This is a genomic window from Lewinella cohaerens DSM 23179 (assembly GCF_000379805.1).
In the GTDB taxonomy this organism is placed as follows: Bacteria; Bacteroidota; Bacteroidia; order Chitinophagales; family Saprospiraceae; genus Lewinella; species Lewinella cohaerens.
In genome coordinates, this window is sequence record NZ_KB903556.1 from 33,787 (window position 1) to 50,964 (window position 17,178).

Consider the following 17,178-nt stretch of genomic DNA (forward strand, 5'->3'; position numbering starts at 1 on the left):
TCGTTTATTTGCTTTGAACGAAGACCACTACTTCAATAGGGGCTACCTCTTTATTTATTGATGACCGATGAAGCTGATTACCCAATCAAAGGGCGAAATACAAAATGACATCCTCAAAACGATGATCCATTCCTGGGACTACTTTGACATGGATTTCCCATTAGGCCCAAGTTTTGCTAATGCCCCTTCCTTTGTACCTAATGGCTTCATAGAGTTAATTTTCCTAAAAGATTTACAAGTCTACGAGGCAGCAATTAACCAGCCCCTACAGAAACTTTCTCAATCATTCGTTTGGGGGCAAACCAAACAAAGTAATCAAGTAGCAGTGACCGGCAAGGGCGCTTGGATCGAAATCAAAATCTACCCTTGGGCCTTTGAGTTGCTCTTTGGGCATTCGGCTAACAGTCTATCTTCTTGTGCAACCACAATTACGGATATCACTAAAGCTCTATCCCCTATTTCCGAGCAAATCAATACCGTGCAAAATGCAGCTCAGTTTATTCATTTATTTGAACAGTTTGCCATCCAACAACTACATAAAAGCAGAACTGTAAAGCCATTTTTGGTTCATGCTTTTGATTCCATAGTAAATAGCCATGGGCAAGTGCAGATTTCCGCACTTTGCAACAAAATGAATGTCAGTCGACAATACTTCCATCAGTATTTCAAAGATAAGATAGGCCTATCTCCCAAGTCCTATGCCAGGATCATACGCCTCCGAAAGACGGTAGATAATATCTACAAAAACAACGACTTATCTCTGACACAAATAGCGCTGGGGGGAGGCTATTTTGATCAAGCACATTTCATACATGACTTCAAATCTATTCTACACCAACCGCCCTCTACTTTCTTTAAACAGAAACAATTTATTTATTGGGATTTATGAGTCTTTACTGTGAAGTTTTCCGAACGCTTCATCAAGGAATCTTACATTTCTACAATCGCTGGCCTAGTGGGCAGAATACCTTTGCAAGAGCTAATATTGCTCAAAGCACAGCACCTTGTATCTACTTGACAGCTGCTGTTTCACCCACTAAACCAATCAAAATGATCACTGCTCTTCTCCTTCTTACCTTCTTCTTAATATTCACCCCCTGTGCAGAAGCACAATACGTAGAAACCATCATTTCTAATTCGGAACTCAGAGACGGTTTACACGTTGATCCAGCCGGCAACATTTACATTGCCTCCGGAGGGTTTGCTGGCTTTGAAGTAGGCCGTTATGATATTCAGCAGGAAACCTACAACCCCAATTTCGCAACAGGTTTTTTCGGGCCAGTAGATGTAGATCAATACCGTGACAGTCTACTGATTGTTACCAACTACGATAACAACACCGTAGCTGCACACAACCTGAATACTGGGCAAAACAGTATCATTGCTACTGGTTTAGACGGCCCCTCAGGCATTGCAATTGATGCAGACGAGAATATCTATGTGGCCAGTTGGGGCAACGCTCCGGCCTACGCCGGGCATCAGATTCATAAAATATCGCCAACCGGACAAGTAAACTTATATATCGACTCACCACTGCTTTACCGCCCACAAGCCATGACTATCGGAGCTGACGGAGCCTTGATCGTCCACTCCAACGAGCGCCTCTACCGTGTAAACCCTGCGGATAGTACCCTTCAATTATGGGTAACTCTTGGAGCTACTACTGGTCACATGATTCTCCGGCAACAGGACTCTTGTGTTTATGCCACAGCAGGTTCCAGGGTTCTGAAAATAACACCAGATGGAACATTTAGCACCCTTACTGGTGGGTTGGCGGGCTATCAGGATGGGCCATTAGCATCTGCAAGGTTCAGAGCGCTACTAGGGATACATTTTTCACCAAGTGAGGATACCTTATATGTCTGCGATTCGGGGTATGGCCAAAATATCGGGCGGCTGAGAAGAATAGTTTTAAACATGCCAGTCAGTACGGAATTGCCATTAGCTTCCAAGGAAGTAGAGGTTTTCCCCAACCCCACGCAAAACAGTATTACCATTAAGCATTCAGAACAAGGAATTGTACCTATTGAAATTTACGATGCTTTAGGTCGCCTTATTTTAGCCAGCCCCAAAGCCACCAGTAATACCCAATTGGATTTTGGTAATTGCGCTCCTGGCACCTATAGCATAAAGTTGTACTACCCAGAGGGCGTACTGGTCAGGAAGTTTGTCAAGCAATAAGTTTTTGACATCCCTATACCGGAGCAGGCACGCGCATCACGCCTGTAAAGTAATGCGCGTGTTCATTTTCGGGAAATTCATCCCATCGAAATAGTCTTAATCAACGTTTCCGACTTCCAATGTCTTTATGGGCCTCCGCCTGCCTGCGGTGGCGTCAGGCTGTCCGTCCTTGCAGTCCTCCCATCCTTAGTCCCTGCGCGCTCCGCTTACCGCGCTCACCTGTTCGGTTCGCGGAATGACCGAAGAGTTCGATACGCCCACACAAAGGGGGAATCTAAGGTTAGGGTATATCCATGTGTTTAATATTGACCTCAGCAGAGGCCATAGAATTAGTAGAACAATATTTACCGGAATAATGCGACCTCGCACGCTGTTCAACCTTTTAACCAGTTAACCAATCTTTTGGTTTAGAAAACGAGACTTCATATCCAGTACCTTCTCCTAAAACTCCGGTCGCCGACGATTTGCTTTTTTCTCGGAATTGAATCGCTTATTCTTCAGTCGTTTCCGTTTCACGCTCGCTGGAGTACGGGTTTTCTTGCGTATCCTGGGAGGCTGCACTTTTCGCTCCAATAATTTGATAAACTTGTCGGTTACCTCCCGCTTGTTTTTCAGCTGGCTACGGGTGCGGCTGGCGCTGAGTACAATCTGCCCTTCCCTGTTTATTCTGCTCTCAAGCGCAGTGCGCAACAGGGCCTTTTCGGTTTCATTTACAGCTTGCGACTCCTCCAGGTTCCAATACAGTTCCACCCGGGTGCTCGTCTTATTGACGTGCTGCCCGCCCGGGCCACTGCTGCGGGTGGCCTTGTAGGTGACTTCATGAAGGAGGAGTTGGGTATTCATGCTATTTGGTTAATACGGCGCTCGTAAGGCCTCAAATTCATAATTATTAAAATCGTGTACCATTACTGGTGCTGAAACCTGACCATGCTTGAAGCGGGCAGTAAATAATTGTCCGGCATTCGTCCAGAACAACTGACTACGATAAACATCCAGGTTTTCAAAATCAAGATGCTCAAAGGTATCATCTTTAAGCCCTTTGATCTTGTGGCTCTCATAATAACCCCCTTTTCCTACTGGCGAGTTCAGTGATACATGGAACGACTTCTCCAAGGTTAACTGCCGATTTGCAGCTTTCGTAAAATGATGAATCCTGTCCTTACCTTCTTCCGAAACGCCGGTGTACTCCCAATCATCACGCAGCAATTTCGGGAAATAAATCCCCGGATCTTCTCCACTACGAACCGGAGATGACAGTACCCCTGTTTTAACCTTAAATTTCCCAGATTGATGCAATGGCTTATCACCATACATACCATTTAGGAAATATTCCTTTTCGTTCGTAAACAATCCACCTCCATGCCAGGCATCGCCTTTGGGCCATAAATCCAGTGCCTTTAGGTAGGGATAACGAGACACCGCCGTGTAAGAACCTTTCGTTTCGGAGTTCCAGTAACCATTCAGCGAAAAATAGATCACGTAGTTCCCTTTCGGGGAAATATCACTCCTAAAAGGATACACTTTACCTTTCATCCATTGCCCTACCGTCACCTCATTGGTACGCCGATTCCAGCCGAAGAAGCCCGTAACTTTTCCTGGCCCGCGCCGGATAATCAGCGCGTGGTGTGTTTCCGGACGGTGGACGATCCACAGACGTGGAGGTATGGTCGTAGACATAGATTTTTGTGGTATTAGCACTTTGAAGAATACTTCAAGGGAAAGAAAAGTTCCGACAACACCAGAAGATACTAATTTTGTAAAAATTCCTCAGCATCGCATTTCAAAAGCGCGTATCTTTGCCCCATATTTTGAGCGACGTATGCCCTACAAATAGGGGCGTCCATCTCCGATTAATTGCGTGAGTTATCAACCCGTCAGGGCTGGTGGCTTTTTTTTGTGCTTAAAACAAAAAACATGGTCAACGAGACGCTTTTAGTAGCTGAAGAACAGCAATTTGAATTATTGATTGATGCACTTGTCAACAACGAATATGGCGTGTGTGACAACTTTTTCACACCGGAGGAAATCAATGGCTTGCGGGAGAACCTTCAGGCCTATCACCAAGGTGGACTCATGTACCCTGCTGGTGTTGGAAGAAATTTCGACTATCAAAAAAACGCAGAAATCCGGGGCGACGTCATTTACTGGATCAACGAAAGCTCCAAAAATACACTGGAAGCGTTATTCATTGCCAAGATAGAACGTTTCATTGCCTACCTCAATGCCACCTGCTACACCGGGATCAACGACTTTGAATTCCACTACGCCTACTACGAGCAAAACAGCTTTTACAAACGCCACCTTGACCAATTTAAATCCAATCGAGGCCGCCGTTACTCGATGGTGCTTTACCTCAACGAAAACTGGCAGCAGGAAGACGGTGGCTCATTGAGCCTCTACATCGGTGACGACACCCTGAGTGTTTACCCCATGGGCGGTCGCCTCGTTTTCTTCAAAAGTGACGAAACGGAGCACGAAGTACACGCTGCGCCTAATCGGCCAAGGATCAGTATTGCGGGGTGGTTGAAGCGGTCATAAGTACAGCCTTAAAATACCGCAATGGTGAAATCCGGCGTGTCTGGCGGAAAATTAGTCACGGGAGACTGCTTGCCCTTGGTGAGGGCTTTCACTCGTTCGGTGACGTAGCCGTCTAGTGATTTGCAGGTGACACGCCCGTCAGAGGCTTTGGCTTTGCCTTCGAGGCCCTCCACCAGCGCTTTGGTAAAGGCACCATTTTGCCATTCCGTATTTTCCAAAGAATACTGCCGGCCTGTAGAGGAGGAGTAAGTGATCGATCCATTCTCTGCCGAGGCAAATTCGTTGAGGATACGACTGATATCCGGGCTGCCGCCTCGGCGAGTCTCTTTCATGAGACCACCCGCGTGACAAGCATCCATAAAGGTGATCACTTTGCCGGGTATGGTCGCAATCGCCTCTTTGATAGCCTCTTTCATGACACCCGTGCGGCGGAGGGATTCCGTCCTCGCAGCTTGGGGCATAAAAAAGAAAGTACCTGCATTGTTATCGAGGCCGTGCCCTGAAAAGAAGAGTACCGCGAGGTCCTTACTCGTCGTTTCGTGTACGATCCAGTCGAGGCCATCAAGGATATCATCTTTGGTGGCCTCGTCATTGGTGAGGATTTTAGTGACCACCTCGCTGTACATCATCCCTTTCTGTTGGGCAAATGCTGCTGCAAAATCCTGGGCATCCTTCGCCGCATATTGCAATGGAGGAAGATGCTGGTAAGTACTGACGCCTACCGCCAGCAAGTAAAGCTTGGGCTTGGCCACATACACGGGCGTTTTACCGCGCCAGGTGAGGTAGGTACTGGTAGCCTCGCTGCTACCGTGCTCGTTTTCGGCAATTACTGCCACGGTACAATCCTTGGAGGGGATATCAACCGTTATTTCTTCGGTGGTGCCGCTGGGGCGTCCGGCCCGGGTGGTATTTCCTACCGGTCGGCCATCTACCAATATTTTCACGGCCTGGATGGGAGTGCCATCGGGCGATTCCATGCTGTATTTGAGTTTGATGCTGGTACTGTCGACGGTCTCACCCTTGCCGGGAGAGAGAATTCTCACCTTGGGGGGCAGCTCTTGCAAAACGGAGCGGGTATTTGCCTTACGTTTCCCTTCGGTATTGGCGCGCTCTAGTGCTTTTTTCTCATCCAGTTCCTCCAAGATAATATCAATCACATCCGGCCGATAAAACTGGCTACGGAAACGGGAGATCGGATAAAAAAGCCCCTCTTTGTCAGCCCCCTGGTTGACGTGCCAACCGATAAGTTCTTCTGCGCCCGCTGACGCATCGTAGTAACCGGAGGGGGTCCAAAGTACCCAGCGTTCTTGATCGGGGTGGAGGTAGAGGGATAGGAGAAGCGCCCCGTCACTCATCCGGTACCAGCAGACGCGACCGTTGCTTAAGGCGGCAGCGACCAGCTCGTTATTACCGGTTATTTTTACGGCACAGGCCATGGCCTGGGTGCGGGTATTCCAAATTTTATTACCTTGGTTGTCTAGTTTATAAAGGCCAAAATCTGCACCAAATATGATGCTTTGTTCATCATTGGCAATATCGGCAGCTCGACAGCTTTCGTATTGTTTCAGGAAAGACAAAGGCTTATTATTAAGTCGGGGTTGATAGGAGTTTTGCCATTTCGTAATTTCAATCGTCCCCCGGCTTACTTGAAAAGTAGGCATATTGGAACTCGCTTGCCCCAAAGTACGTGTTCCCACATCAAAAGTGAACGTTGGATAGTTGACAGGCTTAAATCCTATTTCAAAACCAGCCCTACTGACTTTGAAATGAGATTTGTCTACACTTCTATAATTAAACAATTCTGCCGGTTTATAAATGTCTTTTTCTCCAGTCTGGGGCGTGATAATTCCCCAGTCTGGAGCACCACCTCCGTACAAAACATTGCCACTAGGCAATGGCTTGACATCCAATATGGTACTGCCAGCTGCAGCAAAATCTTGACACCCTCCTTGTCCGGCCTCTTTCCAATAGCGTAGTTGATACCACCATTTACCATCATTGTATTTTGATAACACTCCACCAGCAATCAGCTTTTTTCCATCTTGAGAGAAAGCAACACAAAGAAGCCTATTAATTACTTCATCAGCGTCAGTGATGTCGGGTTCGTAGGCTAGCTCTAAGGTCTTACTATCAAGCACTTGTACTTTAGGGCTGTCATCATAACCGATCGCAATCAAAGTTCCATCTGGAGAAAAGGCAATCGAAAAAGGTTGGGAACCACCGGTCGTTTTTGTTTTTTTGAGTAGGGTTAAATCACTATCGTACAAACGAAGGTATCCGTCCAAAGCAACACTGGCCAATTGGCCGGAGGCAGAGAAAGAGAGATTATTACTCCTATCACTATAATCAGAGTCCCTGAAAATTTCGCGGTAGGTACCTCGCCGAAAAACACGCACCCCATTTCCGCGTCCTAAAGAGACCGCTAAATAACGCCCGTTGGGGGAGAAAGCCAAAGACTGGATCAAACTTGGGAAGCCTAAAATTTGCTGCTCTAAAATACCCGTAGAGGCATTGAAAATATAGATGCTGTTCTTTAATCCATCTTTGCTGGTCCAACCACCACACGCAACCTCTTGCCCATCGGGCGATAGGGCACAAGCGTACAACATCCCTTCATTCCCTTCGCCGATGGGGGGACGATACGTTTGCAACAAGCGCCCGCTGGCACTGTCCCACAGCTTGGCTGTTTTATCATTACTGGCGGTCAGTACGTATTTACCCTGGGCATCCGTCGCTATCCGATGAATCTTTGCCGTATGCATCTCTGTATTCAGGGTGAGAAAGGCTTTTTCCATGGTGTTTTTTTGGGTGGGTAATGTTTTTGATTGTAAGCGTCGCGGTGTAGCCTGATCTTTCGTACAAGCAGACATAAATTATTGAGCTAAAGCTCGATATACGGGGACTGATGGTGAAAATAAAAATTAAATCTGAATACGAGAGGTGTGTTATTGATAAATAGGGCAAACGTATCAAAGGTCAAGTAGGCTGGGCTTTGCGGGAGGTATGCCTTGGAGCTCCGCATATCTTTGCGTACAGATAGTTTTGTGTAACCAGGAGGGCGTGCTATCTCGCGGAATGTATTCATTCAAGTGTAGTTTTCGATAACGAGCAACGGTGAGGTATATCCTTTTTGCTTGACAAAAAAGGATCAAAAAGTCAAGGCTTATGACGATTCTTCTAAAAACAGACAGTGATTCCTGATCGCTTGCGAAGCCGTTCGCCCCTAGCATCTTTTCCGCAAAGTAAATCAACAGCTTTGTTCGTTTTTTGGGATGTAGTCACTGATTAGAAGGGGGCTCAACTCCCGCGCAAGCTGGTAAGATATCCTTACTGTCTGTTTTTTTTAACGAAGAATAGTCAAGAGCCAAGAAATCAGTAGACTAAACCTGTGAATTATGAGGCAATAAGTATTACTCCTAGTTCTACAGAATTTGATTTGGTGGAAACAGCCGAAAAGCCTCCTTACAAATACACCACCTCATTCACTCCTGGCAAGATCAAATCGTGGCTTCGTTCTTGCTCGGCCATTGCTTTTTGGATGCGGCGATAGGGTTCGCTGGCGGGTTCGTTGCTCAGGTCGTAGGTGCCGTAGTGCATGGGTAGCAAGCGTTTGGCGCCCAGATCTTGCCAGGCTTGTACGGCTTCTTCCGGGTTCATGTGGGCACCTTGCATCATGTAGTCGGGGGCGTAGGCACCGATGCCCAGCATGGCGATGTCGATATCGGGGAAGTGCTCGCCAGTATCGGCAAAGGGCCAGTGGTAGGCGCTGTCGCCGCCAAAATAGTGGCGCTTGCCCTGGTATTCAAAAAGGAATGCGCCCCACAGTACTTGGTTGAAGTCAAACAAGCCTCGGCGGCTCCAGTGCCGGGTGGGCAAGAATGTCAACTGGGGTTCGTGGCTGGGGCTTTTGAACTGCTGGTACCAGCCTGCCGTTTGCATCGGGGTGTCGTCTATCCACTTGCCGATTGTGCGCTCCATGCCGAGGGAGGTGAAGATTTTTGCTTGTGGGTTCGCACTTAGGAGCTGCTGTACCGATTTTTGGTCACAATGATCGCGGTGGTCGTGTGAAATCAGGATGTAATCTACGCCGGTTATCTGCGGCGTTGGGAAAGGCGGATGCACGAGTCGTGGCACCATGGGCATTCCATTCAATACCGGATCGGTGATGTAACGGGTACCGCCGAGTTGTATCACGAAACAAGCATGACCCAACCACACCAAAAAGTCGCGGTCTTTATTGGCTATCCAATCTGTAGATGGAAGGACGGCTGGCCGCCACTGGTCGGCTTTCTTTTCGCGGCGCTGCGGGTTGGGAGTCATGAGCATCCGCAAGACGGTCTTCCACTCTGGAAAGAAAGGATCTTGCAGGTATTGGAAAGCGCCATCTTTATAGGGATTGCCCTGCCAATCGGGGCGTATAATGGGGAGGTCGGGATTGTATCGGTATTCCAAAGAGGGGGTGATTTTTTTAGCAGAATTTTATCCGCAAATAGAGATATCCCGACAACTAAGTAGTTTGGGTAAAAGCCCAAACCGCTTTAAGATCGGTATAGATACTATGAAACGTAAAAATAGGTGGTGGGGTTTAGTGAGGAGTACTGGCAGTGCTGGTCCGAAGACCAGCGGGATACTACCTGTTAGTTTGGAAACTAACAGGAGCGAGACTCATTTTTATCTTTAGCCCTGACCTCGGTAGGAGGTCGCACATTGCTCGCTGTACTCGCCGTGAGTTATACCCCTCGAAGCAGGCAAGTCGAACTATGACTGGAGGGAATCCACCCCCGATTCTGCGAATCGACCCCGCCAGCGGGGTACATGGGCGGGCCGTGGCCCGTAGGTTATCTATTGCGCAAGCCGGAGGCTGAAGCGCGAGGCCCGGAGGGACTAAGGACGAGGGATGGCAGCGGTACCGGAGGTAAGAGCGAACAGCCCGGTGCCGTAGGGGCGTTTGCAGCGCAACGCCCCTACCGGCATGGCCCCAAAGCTTAATCCTCAATCAAATAAACATCCTTATTCGTGAGGCTAAAGATGCCGTAGCCGTTGGGGATGTTACTGTGTACCGTCACTGGCTCTGCAAAGGGGTTGTCTATCGCGTTTTGGTACTGCTCATACGAACGGGCATACAAAAAAGCGTCTTCCGTAAGTTGATAAAGATGCACTTCCACACCACCCCCTTCGCCAATACTGTAGTACGTGTAGCAGCGTGCCTGGTACTCTCCGTCAGAAAAACTTTCGTCATTAAAAATCAAGCTATAGCGCGAACCGTAAGAAAGCAGGGGGTCGTTGGTGTCGATACTTACTTTGCTGCGGTAGATATTCGTTGTATCTCCTGAAAAAGGGTCTATTTCATAATAAAGCTGAAACAAATCCAGCCCATAATAATTGGTCTTTCCCGGTTCTTGGTCTATAATATCTACGATCAACTCATCTACCCTGTATCCTTCCGGGTCAATGGTTCCTTCTACCTCGTAAGTGGCATTTTCAACTTTGGGAATGACCGGCATTTCCTGGCTAACTTGCACCAGGTCAAACGCTGGAATTTTGGCCTCCAGGAGGTAAGTATCGCCAGCCTGATTGGGGAAAGGATCGCTTAAGCCCGCCAAATAACGCTGATCAAATTCTGAAAATTTGAAAGTCGCAAAAACATCCCCGTTGCGGTAAAGCGTGACCTCTGCATCGGGAGGTAGCTCGTAGGTGCTTTCAGGATCAAGTATCCCTTTACTATTGGTGACCAAAGTATTGAGTATCCCCTCCTGGCCTGCTTCAACCTGGAGGTTAAGTACCGGACGTGGATCATGCTCCGGCACATCAATCTCGACTACCTGGGAGAAAGAATCTCCATCGCAGCTATTAAGAAATAGTGCCAGGGCTGCTATTGTAAAAAGGTGGATTATATTTTTCATCTTCTAAAATTTAAACTGGTAAGAAACAGATGGGATAATGGGCAGAATACTGATTTCCTTAAACACCCGCTTTTCGTCAATGACATTGCCTTGAGCGTCGCGCACATACTGCGTATCAGCAATAACGTAGTAGGGATTGCGATGGTAGTAAGCGTTGTAAACACCAATAACCCATTTGCGTTCCCATTTGGGTTTCTGTTTGCGAAACTCAACACTCAGGTCCAGCCGGTGAAAATCACTCATGCGGAAGGCATTCTTCTCGCCGCCTGTTTCAATCTCGTTGAAGAAAGGAGATCCGCCACCGCCGTAAACACTATTGGGATAAGTGATTGTATTCAGCGTAATGGCATTGCCTGTTCCATAAACCCACGCCGCTGAGACTCCAATTTTTTCAGAAAAATCATGGTTCACGACGACAGAAACATCATGGCGGCGATCATAACGGAACGGGAATTTCCGACCGCTATTGATTTCATCGAATTGGCGATAATTCCAGCTAAGTGTGTAGCCGATCCACCCTGTGGTACGGCCACGCTTCTTTTGAAAGAAAAGCTCTAGTCCATAAGACTCGCCGTCGCCCTGCGTCACTTTACTTTGCCAATCATTTTCGAGACCAAACAAGAAACTCGCGCCTTCTTTAAAGGAGATCACGTTTTGCATTTCTTTGTAGTAGCCCTCTACACTCAGTTCATAATCGTCATTGATGGTTTTGGCTACGCCCAAGGCGACCTGCCAACTTTGTTGCGGTTTTATTTTTGCTGTACTGGGCACCCACAAATCCGAAGGCAGGGAAAGTGCTTCGCTGGTGAGCAGGTTGATGTATTGAGTCATTGTGCTAAAGCCTGCCTTGATAGCCAAATCGTTGTCTAACAGGTATCGAAGTCCCACACGCGGTTGTATGGAAGTATAAAACTCGTCTTCTACCGCAAAAGCAGAAGCGTGAATACCTGCGTTGATTTTCAGCGGGCCCAGCGTGAAGTCATCTTCGACATAAAGGAATAGCTCGTTGCTGTAGCTATTTTGTGAACCGATCAACGTATCCAAGTTAAAGTCTTCGCCATCTGTAAGCTCAAAATTGAGGGCACCTGGGCGGTAGGTATGATTTGTCCACCCCGCTCCAAAGCGGAGGTAATGATTGGGGTTGGGAATAAAGTCAAAGTCAATTTTACCGCCAATATCTTCAATACCTGAAACGTAGAGGGCCGAGAATTTCTCGTCAGGGCCATTCTCGTTAAAGTTTTCACTACCTGCGCTGATATCGATCTCGTACTTGCTGTAAGTGAGCGTAGTATTGGCGAACATTTTAGGGCTGATTTGCCAATTCCAGCGGGCCGCAGAGATCAGGTTGCCCCAGTCTATACCACCAGAAAAAGCGCCAAATTCGTCAGCATAGCGGTTGGTAAACACATCCGCACCAGTGTAGGCACTGAGGAAAACCCGGTGTTTGTCGTTGATTTTGTGCTGTATCTTGGCATTGAGATCATAGAAATAGAGCCCCACATCAATCGTCTCATCCGGAGGCGTATTGGCCTTAATTATGGGCTTAAAGATCAAATCGGCATAAGTACGCCGGCCCGAGATCAGAAAGCTTGTTTTTCCTTTCTGGATAGGCCCTTGTAGGGTGAGCTTGGAAGAGATAAGGCCGATGGATCCTTCGCCATGCCATTCCTGCAGGTTGCCTTCCTTCATATTTATTTCCAGTACACTGGACAAGCGCCCGCCATAACGAGCTGGAAAACCGCCTTTGGTAAGGGTCACATTCTTGATGGCATCGGCGTTGAATACCGAGAAAATCCCCAAAAGGTGACTTACATTGTAAACCGGCACACCATCCAGAAGTACCAGATTCTGATCGGGGCTACCGCCGCGTACATAGAGGCCGTTTTGGCCTTCGCCACCAGATTGCACTCCTGGCAAGAGCTGTAAGGCTTTAAGCACATCTACCTCCCCAAGAAGGGCTGGAATCCGTTTAATCTGTTCAATGGGCACCTCTACCCTACTCATTTGGGTTCGTTCTTCAATGCGATCTCCGCGCTCGGCGGTTACCTCTACAGTGACCAGTTCCACGTAAGGCGACAAACTGACATTGAGGGTGCGGTTTTCCGAAAGTACAAATCGTTCTTCCTGGCTTTGATAACCGATGTAACTAAAAGAGAGTGCCACAGAATCGGCTGGTAAGGTGAGGCTAAAAAAGCCATACGTATTGGTAACGGCACCAGCCCCCGAGAAACTATCGTAGACATTGGCAGCGATGAGCTTTTCGCCAGTCGCTTGGTCTTCCAGGTAGCCACTAATAGTGTAAGACTGGCTCCTTGCGAAAAAGGAAAGCAGAAGGGCGAGCCCCGTCAAGTAGCGTTTAGGCATACAAAAAGGTTTTAGTTTTAATGGGCAATTGTCTATTTGCTATTTTTACCCAACAGAGTTGGTTTTATGGGAAATTCCCTGGATTTTTGAGTACTTAAGTATTGCGCAGAAAATAAAACACGATTTAGCTTCGCTTCTTCTTCGAGGTTTCATAAGATTTTCAAATAGTTAACCCGCTTAAAGTGAACCGCTTGATTAACTATTATGAAAGTCAAAATCGTGTTTTATTTTCGTCCTGTTCCTTAGCATTTTGTAAGTACACAATAAATCTACTCCTGCATAGACGGAGGAAAAGAACCCACCGTTTGTATTAACACAAATTTTAACGCAATGATAACAAGCTGGAAAAACCTAAGCTTAATGAGCTACCTACTTCTCGCCTTAATGACGGCCAGTTGTCAGTCTTCCCCAAACACAGACACGACCAACGAAGGGTTTCAAGACCTTAATGTTGCTGAGTTTAAGCAGAAGATGGAGACAAGCGGTGTTGTAGTTCTCGATGTCCGCACGCCAGAAGAAACTGCCGAAGGGATGATTACTGGTGCGCAAGAACTTGATTTTCGTGCGCCCGATTTCCAAGAGCAGCTGGAAAAACTTGATCCTGACAAAACCTATTTGGTCTATTGCCGCAGCGGAGGGCGCAGTTCTTCGGCCTGTAGTATGATGGAAGAAATGGGCTTCAAAGATGTCTACAACTTAGTAGGTGGTTACCAACGGTGGAGCGCAGAAAACTAGTAGTTATGCCTACTGTATCCGCCGTAGAACGCCAACGTGACATTTACCTTCAGGGCCTTAGTGGCCAGATGCCATTGGTGCCTAGTGACCCACTGGCCCTGGAACGAGCTGCCCAAAAGTGCATGAGCCCCGAAGCTTACGCCTACGTAGCCGGAGGTGCCGGCCGCGAACTGACCGTACAACGCAATAGGGAGGCCTTCAAGCAGTGGAGGATTCAGCCACGGATGTTACGCGATGTGAGCACCTTCGACACCACTATTGAGCTATTTGGCAAGCGTATACCTGCGCCCATCCTCTTGGCGCCCGTAGGCGTACTTGATCTTTGCCATAAAGAGGCAGACTTGGCCGTAGGACGGGCAGCCGCTCAGTTAGGCTTGCCTTTCATTTTCAGTAATCAGGCCAGCGTGCCGATGGAAGAAGTGAGTAAGACCATGGGGGCCGGGCCACGCTTTTTTCAATTGTATTGGAGTAAATCCTACGACTTGGTAGCCAGCTTGGTGCAAAGAGCAGAAGCTAGTGGCTGCGAAGCCATTGTGGTCACACTAGATACCACGATGCTTGGTTGGCGCTTACGGGATTTGGACATGGCCTACCTGCCTTTTTTGCGAGGCAAGGGCATTGCCCAATACACCAGTGATCCTGTTTTCCAACAAATGCTGGACATGCCGGAAGAAGAAGGGCTCGTTTCTCCAAAACGGCGGATTACATTAAAGACATTGCAGGCTATTTATCAATTGATGAACAACTACCCCGGCAGCTTTTTCGGCAACTTACGTAGTGGGCGGCCACTGCGGGCGGTTAGGCAGTTTATCAACCTTTATACAAAACCGTCTTTGAATTGGGACGACCTGCCTTTTTTGCGGGAGCATACCAAGCTGCCCATCATTCTGAAAGGCATTCACCACCCTGAGGATGCCCGCCGTGCGATGGACGCCGGTGTAGATGGCCTCATCATTAGTAACCATGGTGGCCGCCAGGTAGACGGTGCCGTGAGTACTATTGAGATGTTGCCGGCCATCAAGCAGGTTGTCGGTGACCACTTCCCCTTGCTGCTTGATAGCGGGGTGCGAACAGGTGCCGATGTATTCAAGGCCCTGGCGCTGGGCGCTAATGCCGTTTGCATTGGTCGCCCTTACACCTATGGCCTAGCTATAGCAGGCGAAGCTGGCGTAAGTACCGTCCTCCAAAACCTTTGGGCCGACTTTGAGTTGACCATGCGATTGAGCGGCTGTGCGCGGGTGGAGGAGATTGGGTTAGAAGGGTTGATGGTTGACGGTTGATGGTTGATGGTTTCACACGATTAGAAAGAATGAAAGAAATACCAATAAAGAAATATGTGAGGTATCTATTTGGAATATCGATCCTTGTCTTTATTCTGAATAAATTTTACCTGAGACCTTGGGTTTTAGAAAACGAACTGCCAATACCTATCCAAATAATGGTGCTCTCCATTCCGAATTTTATTGAAGCAATTGTTGGGACACTTATTGCAACAGGCATTTTATTGCAGCTGAGACAATACTTCGACAAAACCATAGGTGATATTAAGGACACCTACATTCATTTAATCGCGGCAAGTGTAGTCGCAATTTATGTTATATCTCAGGAATTAAAGTTTCATAATTTGGGAGGGAATAATGTCTACGACCCTTATGATGTTATAGCCTCAATTATTGGCTTATTACTCACTTTGGGGTTAATTCAGGCTTGGGGGTTTGTAGAAAATCGTGACCCATAAAAGCGATAAGTGTCTCTAGTGGGAACATGAGCTAAGGAAATGTAAGGGTGTAATGTACATCGTTACTAAGTGGGGTAATACAAGGAACCATTACGTTTTGTGCCAAATCAATTCCTACCTACAGGTATCAAGCCTTTCAAGAGGCTGGCCCCTTCAAACTCAACGCGGGGATCTTTGATATCGACAAGTTCGTCTAGTTCGTAGATATTACGATAACCGTAACCGTAGAGATTAATGTAGGTAGGGACATTTAGTGCGAGGGAGATAGGTTTTCGCTCGGCCAAGAACCTTCGGTTCCCACCTCCTTCAGGCAAGACGTTTTTAGTTGGGAAAAATACATCGTCGCCAGAGAAATTATTGTTACAATAAATTAAGATAGTGGTGGTCGTATCAGGTATTAGCCTCCTGAGTGTTGACTGGGTAAATTCGGTGAATGGTAGATTTATTGCTCCTTGCAAGTGTTTACTCAAGTACTTGTCTCGGGAACGCGTATCTAATACAATCGTGTTGGTATCGCGCTGTAATTCCAAAAATTGATTGAGGCTAATCATGCGTTGTGACCTGATGCTTTCTACTTCTGCTACCAGCTCTTTAAAATCATCATAACTCACTTTGGCTTTAGGGTAGGTGGTGGTTTCTGCGTTTTGGGTGGTTTGTCCGATGCATGGTGCGGTGATCAGAACAAAAATCAGGGCCAGGGTTGTTTTTGGAATATTCATTTTTTGTTGTTTTTAACGCTCGGACAGAAGGCCTACTTAAAGAAGATCAAGCGCGGTACTAATACCAGTGGGCGAGCCCATAATAAAATTATTAATGCTCCCCATAATTCATCTCTCCTACTACAACCTCCACAGGCAGGTAATTCTCTGCACGCGGCAGCAAGCAGGTCGCAAATTCGGTGAATGCACAGGGCGGATTGTAGGCTTTGTTGAAATCAAGTATCGTGCGGCCATCTGATCCAGCACGAGCGCAATACAGATATCGGCCACCGCCGTAGGTAGACTCCCCGGTCGTATTGTCCGAAAAAATTAGAAACAAGTCATCTGGGCCACCATCGAGGGCTGTCAGTTCGTGCAGGCTATTGTTGAGGGTAAAGCGTAGTTTCCCAACAACCGGCACATAGTATTCCATATCGAGCACATTGCGCATTAACACCGAATCAGGGCCATTGCTGGGCTCCCAGGTAGCGTAAACGCGATAAGCAGGGTTGATTGAAAAATATTCGATAGGTGCCAGCCTGATTCGGGAAGGGAGTAAAGTATCGCGGATACGTACGCCGTGGCGACCACCCCGCTCCAGGAGCTGCCACTGTAAGGATTGGTATTCCAGCTGGCAATTATTGGCCGACAGCATAGTCACACCAGCTGACGTGTTGGGGTCGCAACTTACCTGTCCATCATTCAAGGTATAAGTGACGGCCACTGGCGGAGCATTGCTGGGTAAAGGCACCCGGACACCATCTTTACTACCACATTCATTGACGCCTTCTTCTAACCAATGCAGACCGATAAGGCTCAGCCAACCAGTGGGTGCTAGTAAGCCCGCCATTCGCGCTGAGCGCCATTCTTCGATTTCCTGGGTATAATTATCAGGCACAGGAGGTTGNACCAACTGCTGTGTTTTGCACGACCAGGAATTGATCAGAAGTAATGAGAATAGCAGCAGGGAGATTTTGTAAATCACTGTTTATCGTTTTAGCGTATATATATACCCGGTACG

14 protein-coding genes are annotated in these 17,178 nt (G+C 47.5%); 6 read left to right on the plus strand and 8 right to left on the minus strand.

Annotated features, from left to right (window positions below):
* The first annotated feature begins 67 nt into the window (after positions 1-67).
* Together A3EU_RS0119660 and A3EU_RS0119665 are read left to right on the plus strand one after the other, a co-directional pair.
* Complete coding sequence (locus tag A3EU_RS0119660) at positions 68-889, plus strand: helix-turn-helix domain-containing protein (RefSeq protein WP_020537912.1); 822 nt, start codon at positions 68-70, stop codon at positions 887-889.
* Between the two features lie 161 nt (positions 890-1,050).
* A complete protein-coding gene (locus A3EU_RS0119665; protein WP_169433378.1) occupies positions 1,051-2,181 on the plus strand; it encodes a T9SS type A sorting domain-containing protein in 1,131 nt (376 codons plus the stop codon).
* Positions 2,182-2,622: 441 nt separating this feature from the next.
* On the opposite strand, the gene arfB is transcribed toward A3EU_RS0119665, so the two are convergent.
* Positions 2,623-3,024 carry an alternative ribosome rescue aminoacyl-tRNA hydrolase ArfB gene (arfB, locus tag A3EU_RS0119670; protein WP_020537914.1) on the minus strand — a complete coding sequence of 134 codons (402 nt, stop codon included), beginning with the start codon at positions 3,022-3,024 and terminating at the stop codon, positions 2,623-2,625.
* A 9-nt stretch (positions 3,025-3,033) separates the two neighbouring features.
* The gene (locus A3EU_RS33100) at positions 3,034-3,858 is read right to left on the minus strand and encodes a hypothetical protein (RefSeq protein ID WP_020537915.1); all 825 of its coding nucleotides are present in this window, start codon (positions 3,856-3,858) and stop codon (positions 3,034-3,036) included.
* Between the two features lie 237 nt (positions 3,859-4,095).
* Between A3EU_RS33100 and A3EU_RS0119680 the strand changes: the two genes are divergently transcribed.
* The gene (locus A3EU_RS0119680) at positions 4,096-4,719 is read left to right on the plus strand and encodes a 2OG-Fe(II) oxygenase (RefSeq protein WP_020537916.1); all 624 of its coding nucleotides are present in this window, start codon (positions 4,096-4,098) and stop codon (positions 4,717-4,719) included.
* Positions 4,720-4,727: 8 nt separating this feature from the next.
* Here A3EU_RS0119680 and A3EU_RS31150 read toward each other — a convergent pair whose 3' ends face one another.
* The 4 genes from A3EU_RS31150 to A3EU_RS0119710 all read right to left on the minus strand — a co-directional run bounded on the left by A3EU_RS31150 (position 4,728) and on the right by A3EU_RS0119710 (position 12,986).
* Positions 4,728-7,514, minus strand: a complete 2,787-nt coding sequence (locus tag A3EU_RS31150; protein WP_020537917.1) for a caspase family protein — start codon at positions 7,512-7,514, stop codon at positions 4,728-4,730.
* A gap of 667 nt (positions 7,515-8,181) precedes the next feature.
* Entirely contained in the window at positions 8,182-9,171 is a 990-nt protein-coding gene (locus A3EU_RS0119695; protein WP_020537919.1) for an MBL fold metallo-hydrolase, read from the minus strand.
* A 533-nt stretch (positions 9,172-9,704) separates the two neighbouring features.
* On the minus strand, positions 9,705-10,622 hold the full coding sequence (locus tag A3EU_RS0119705; protein ID WP_020537921.1) for a DUF4249 domain-containing protein: 918 nt from the start codon (positions 10,620-10,622) through the stop codon (positions 9,705-9,707).
* 3 nt (positions 10,623-10,625) lie between these two features.
* The gene (locus tag A3EU_RS0119710; protein WP_020537922.1) at positions 10,626-12,986 is read right to left on the minus strand and encodes a TonB-dependent receptor; all 2,361 of its coding nucleotides are present in this window, start codon (positions 12,984-12,986) and stop codon (positions 10,626-10,628) included.
* A 360-nt stretch (positions 12,987-13,346) separates the two neighbouring features.
* On the opposite strand from A3EU_RS0119710, the gene A3EU_RS0119715 reads away from it, so the two are divergent.
* Genes A3EU_RS0119715 through A3EU_RS0119725 form a run of 3 tightly spaced genes read left to right on the plus strand, consistent with a single transcriptional unit; the run spans position 13,347 to position 15,459 of the window.
* Positions 13,347-13,721, plus strand: a complete 375-nt coding sequence (locus A3EU_RS0119715) for a rhodanese-like domain-containing protein (protein WP_020537923.1) — start codon at positions 13,347-13,349, stop codon at positions 13,719-13,721.
* A 5-nt stretch (positions 13,722-13,726) separates the two neighbouring features.
* On the plus strand, positions 13,727-15,001 hold the full coding sequence (locus tag A3EU_RS0119720; protein WP_020537924.1) for a lactate 2-monooxygenase: 1,275 nt from the start codon (positions 13,727-13,729) through the stop codon (positions 14,999-15,001).
* Between the two features lie 29 nt (positions 15,002-15,030).
* Positions 15,031-15,459, plus strand: a complete 429-nt coding sequence (locus tag A3EU_RS0119725) for a hypothetical protein (RefSeq protein WP_020537925.1) — start codon at positions 15,031-15,033, stop codon at positions 15,457-15,459.
* 107 nt (positions 15,460-15,566) lie between these two features.
* On the opposite strand, the gene A3EU_RS0119730 is transcribed toward A3EU_RS0119725, so the two are convergent.
* Positions 15,567-16,178 carry a rhodanese-like domain-containing protein gene (locus A3EU_RS0119730; RefSeq protein ID WP_020537926.1) on the minus strand — a complete coding sequence of 204 codons (612 nt, stop codon included), beginning with the start codon at positions 16,176-16,178 and terminating at the stop codon, positions 15,567-15,569.
* A 91-nt stretch (positions 16,179-16,269) separates the two neighbouring features.
* Positions 16,270-17,007: a DUF1684 domain-containing protein gene (locus A3EU_RS0119735; protein ID WP_425412717.1), complete on the minus strand. Its 738-nt coding sequence runs from the start codon at positions 17,005-17,007 to the stop codon at positions 16,270-16,272.
* Positions 17,008-17,178: the final 171 nt, after the last annotated feature.